The sequence below is a fragment of the Collinsella ihumii genome, from assembly GCF_030385545.1.
Taxonomy (GTDB): domain Bacteria; phylum Actinomycetota; class Coriobacteriia; order Coriobacteriales; family Coriobacteriaceae; genus Collinsella; species Collinsella ihumii.
Map to the genome: position 1 here is coordinate 1 of NZ_JAUEIQ010000020.1, position 5113 is coordinate 5113.

2 rRNA genes are annotated in these 5113 nt (G+C 65.3%); both read left to right on the top strand.

Going from position 1 to position 5113, the window contains the following annotated elements:
• Positions 1-264 precede the first annotated feature (264 nt).
• Positions 265-1772, top strand: a 16S ribosomal RNA gene (locus QVN30_RS11380).
• 369 nt (positions 1773-2141) lie between these two features.
• Positions 2142-5113, top strand: a 23S ribosomal RNA gene (locus QVN30_RS11385).
• The 16S and 23S rRNA genes sit together here, the layout of an rRNA operon.

Consider the following 5113-nt stretch of genomic DNA (forward strand, 5'->3'; position numbering starts at 1 on the left):
TCCTTGCCGCGCGGCGGGGCCGCGCAGGCGGGCACCTTGAGAACCGGATACTGCGAGGAACTTTAGGGAAGACGAGCACCGATCCCGGTGCGATCGTGTACCAGAAGAACCAAGTGACGAGTGAGGTCTGGCTTGACGCCAGGCCCCGCGAAGTTCCTTTTAACTCCAGAAGATGCGAACGCATACGAGATGGATCCGATCGGCGTCATGCCGGCCGGACGGGCACCCCGGCCTTCACGGCCCGCCTCGAGCGGGCCTTTGAATTGGACGGAGAGTTCGATCCTGGCTCAGGATGAACGCTGGCGGCGCGCCTAACACATGCAAGTCGAACGGCACCCTTCTTCGGAAGGAAGCGAGTGGCGAACGGCTGAGTAACACGTGGAGAACCCGCCCCCCTCCCGGGGATAGCCGCCGGAAACGGCGGGTAACACCCGATGACCCCGCGCCAGGGCATCCCGGCGCGGGCAAAACTCCGGTGGAGGGGGATGGCTCCGCGGCCCATCAGGTAGACGGCGGGGTGACGGCCCACCGTGCCGACAACGGGTAGCCGGGTTGAGAGACCGACCGGCCAGATTGGGACTGAGACACGGCCCAGACTCCTACGGGAGGCAGCAGTGGGGAATCTTGCGCAATGGGGGCAACCCTGACGCAGCGACGCCGCGTGCGGGATGGAGGCCTTCGGGTCGTAAACCGCTTTCAGCAGGGACGAGACGAGACTGTACCTGCAGAAGAAGCCCCGGCTAACTACGTGCCAGCAGCCGCGGTAATACGTAGGGGGCGAGCGTTATCCGGATTCATTGGGCGTAAAGCGCGCGTAGGCGGCCGCGCAGGCGGGGGGTCAAATCCCGGGGCTCAACCCCGGGCCGCCCCCCGAACCGCGCGGCTTGGGTCCGGTAGGGGAGGGCGGAACACCCGGTGTAGCGGTGGAATGCGCAGATATCGGGTGGAACACCGGTGGCGAAGGCGGCCCTCTGGGCCGAGACCGACGCTGAGGCGCGAAAGCTGGGGGAGCGAACAGGATTAGATACCCTGGTAGTCCCAGCCGTAAACGATGGACGCTAGGTGTGGGGGGACGATCCCCCCGTGCCGCAGCCAACGCATTAAGCGTCCCGCCTGGGGAGTACGGCCGCAAGGCTAAAACTCAAAGGAATTGACGGGGGCCCGCACAAGCAGCGGAGCATGTGGCTTAATTCGAAGCAACGCGAAGAACCTTACCAGGGCTTGACATGTCGGTGAAGCGGGGGAGACCCCGTGGCCGGAAGGAGCCGACACAGGTGGTGCATGGCTGTCGTCAGCTCGTGTCGTGAGATGTTGGGTTAAGTCCCGCAACGAGCGCAACCCCCGCCGCATGTTGCCATCGGGTAGTGCCGGGCACCCATGCGGGACCGCCGGCGTCAAGCCGGAGGAGGGCGGGGACGACGTCAAGTCATCATGCCCCTTATGCCCTGGGCTGCACACGTGCTACAATGGCCGGTACAGCGGGATGCGACCGCGCGAGCGGGAGCGGATCCCTGAAAGCCGGCCCCAGTTCGGATTGGGGGCTGCAACCCGCCCCCATGAAGTCGGAGTTGCTAGTAATCGCGGATCAGCATGCCGCGGTGAATGCGTTCCCGGGCCTTGTACACACCGCCCGTCACACCACCCGAGTCGTCTGCACCCGAAGCCGCCGGCCCAACCCGCGAGGGGGGGAGGCGTCGAAGGTGTGGAGGGTGAGGGGGGTGAAGTCGTAACAAGGTAGCCGTACGGGAACGTGCGGCTGGATCACCTCCTTTCTAGGGAGAACCAGCTTCCTTGGGAAGAAAGAGAACATATCTCACAATTGCTACGGCCAGGTGTGCCCGCTCGGCCTTCCCCGGTTTCCCCGCAGCGTCCGGTCCCCGGGGTCGCCCCGCGTACCTTGAGAGCCGCATAGCGAGCCCGGACGCCGACACGGCGTCCGGCGAGAGCGAAATACGATTCGATAGCGATATTGACAGAGTGAAGAACGGATATCGATTCTGCGACATGTACACGGATTGATCGAAACGATCCTTATATATGGGTAGTAGCAATGAGCATCTGGTCGCCGGGGCGAGAAGCCCCGGCCGGTATGTTCGCGCCGCCCCGGGGGACGCCCCCGGGGCGCGGATATCAGACGGCAACGAGAAGATATCACGGGCGCGCGGCGGATGCCTTGGCACAGGAAGCCGATGAAGGACGCGGCAAGCTGCGATAATCCGCGGTTAGGGGCACACACCCTTCGACCCGCGGGTCTCCGAATGGGCGAACCCGCCGGAAGAGGTTCCGGCATCCCGGGGGCGAATCCATAGCCCCCGGGAGGACAACCCGGGGAACTGAAACATCTAAGTACCCGGAGGAGGAGAAATCAACTGCGAGATCCCCCGAGTAGCGGCGAGCGGAAGGGGGCCATGGCCAAACCGGCGGGCGCATGCGCGCGGCAGCGTTCGCGCCGCCGGGGTTGTAGGGCCGCGACGCCCGGGGGCTGCCGCCCCCGGCGCGCACCGATCCAGGGGAGCCGAACGGCATGGGACGGCCGGCGGCACAGGGTTACAGCCCCGTAGGCGTACCCTCGGGTCGGGCGCGGACGCGGCGCCTGAGTAGGGCCGGGCACGTGAAACCCGGTCCGAACCTGGGTGGACCACCATCCAAGCCTGAACACTCTCCTGTGACCGATAGCGCACGAGTACCGCGAGGGAAAGGTGAAAAGCACCCCGGGAGGGGAGTGAAACAGTACCTGAAACCGCGCGCCCACGAGCAGTCGGAGCCCCCTCGCGGGGTGACGGCGTGCCTTTTGTAGAATGAGCCAGCGAGTCGCTGGCACGCGGCGAGGTTAAGCTGGGAAGCGAGCCGTAGCGAAAGCGAGTCCGAACAGGGCGTTCCAGTCGCGTGCCGCGGACGCGAAGCCGGGTGAGCTATCCCTGGGCAGGCTGAAGCGGGGGTAAGACCCCGTGGAGGGCCGAACGGCAGTACGTTGAAAAGTGCCCCGATGACCTGGGGATAGGGGTGAAAGGCCTATCAAACCCGGAGATATCTCGTTCCCCCCGAAATAGCTTTAGGGCTAGCGTCGGGAGTTCGCCTGCGGAGGTAGAGCACCGGATCGATGAGGGGGCTTCGCCGCCTACCGACTCGAACCGAACTCCGAATGCCGCAGGCCCAGATCCCGGCAGTCAGAGCATGTGGGCTAAGCTGTGTGCTCGAGAGGGAAACAGCCCAGACCGCCCGCCAAGGTCCCCAAATCCGCGCCGAGTGGCAAAGGATGTGCGCTCGCGCAGACAACCAGGAGGTTGGCTTAGAAGCAGCCACCCCTTCAAAGAGTGCGTAACAGCTCACTGGTCGAGTGGGCGCGCGCCGACAATACACGGGGCTAAGCGCGGTACCGAAGCGGCGGGATGAACCTAGTTCATCGGTAGGGGGGCGTCGCGCGCGGGGCGAAGCGGCCGGGGAACCGGGCCGTGGACCGCGCGCGAGCGAGAATGCTGGCATGAGTAGCGAGAGACGAGAGAGTAACTCGTCCGCCGTAAACCCGAGGTTTCCTGGGCGAGGCTAATCCCCCCAGGGTCAGTCGGGGGCTAAGGCGAGGCCGGCAGGCGTAGCCGAAGCGCAGCAGGCAGACATTCCTGCACCGGAGGGGAACCGTCACGACCGACGGGGCGACGGATCGGGGTGGCTCGGCGGGGTTCTGGACGCCCCCGTGATGGAGCGCGGCCCGCGGGACAGGGAAATCCGTCCCGCGCGAGGGCGAGGCTCCGGACGAAGCGACTGAAGCGAAGCGAGTGAGCCCGAGGTCCCCAGAAAAACCCCTAGGCAGGGGCCCCTCCGCCCGTACCGCAAACCGACACAGGTGGGTGGGTAGAACATACCGAGGCGATCGGGTCAACCATGGTCAAGGAACTCGGCACAATGGCCCCGTAACCTAGGGAGAAGGGGTGCCGGCGCGTACGTGAAGGGGCTTCGCCCCCGGAGCGGAGGCCGGCCGCAGTGAAGAGGCCCAAGCGACTGTTTACCAAAAACACAGGACTCTGCAGAAGCCGCAAGGCGACGTATAGGGTCTGACGCCTGCCCGGTGCCGGAAGGTCACGCGGAGCCGTTAGCGCAAGCGAGGCGGCGAAGCCAAGCCCCGGTAAACGGCGGCCGTAACTATAACGGTCCTAAGGTAGCGAAATTCCTTGTCGGGTAAGTTCCGACCTGCACGAAAGGCGCAACGACTTGGGCGCTGTCTCGACCATGGACCCGGTGAAATTGCACTGGTCGTGAAGATGCGACCTACCCGCGGAAGGACGGAAAGACCCCGTGAACCTTCACTGCAGCTTGGCATTGGCCGCTGGACGCGCGCGTAGAGGATAGGCGGGAGGCTGAGATGCCGGGGCGCCAGCCCCGGCGGAGCCGACCTTGGAATACCGCCCCCGCGCGCCCGGCGTCCTAACCCGGGGCCGTGACCCGGCCCGGGGACCGTGCCAGGTGGGTAGTTTGACTGGGGCGGTCGCCTCCTAAAGGGTAACGGAGGCGCGCGAAGGTCCGCTCGGGACGGTCGGCAACCGTCCTCCAGAGTGCAAGAGCGCAAGCGGGCTTGACTGCGAGACCCACAAGTCGAGCAGGTGCGAAAGCAGGCTCTAGTGATCCGGCGGCCCCGCGTGGGTGGGCCGTCGCTCAACGGATAAAAGGTACTCCGGGGATAACAGGCTGATCTTGCCCAAGAGTCCACATCGACGGCAAGGTTTGGCACCTCGATGTCGGCTCATCGCATCCTGGGGCTGGAGCAGGTCCCAAGGGTACGGCTGTTCGCCGTTTAAAGCGGTACGCGAGCTGGGTTCAGAACGTCGTGAGACAGTTCGGTCCCTATCCTCCGTGGGCGCAGGAGAATCGAGGGAGGCTGCCCCTAGTACGAGAGGACCGGGGTGGACGGACCTCCGGTGAACCGGTTGTCGACCGACGGCATGGCCGGGTAGCCGCGTCCGGCGCGGATAACCGCTGAAGGCATCTAAGCGGGAAGCCGTTCCCGAGATCAGTTCTCCTTTCGGTAAGGGCCCAGGTAGACCACCTGGTTGATAGGCCCCAGGTGCAAGCGCGGCGACGCGCTCAGCCGAGGGGTACTAATCGCCCGAGCTCTTCTCAA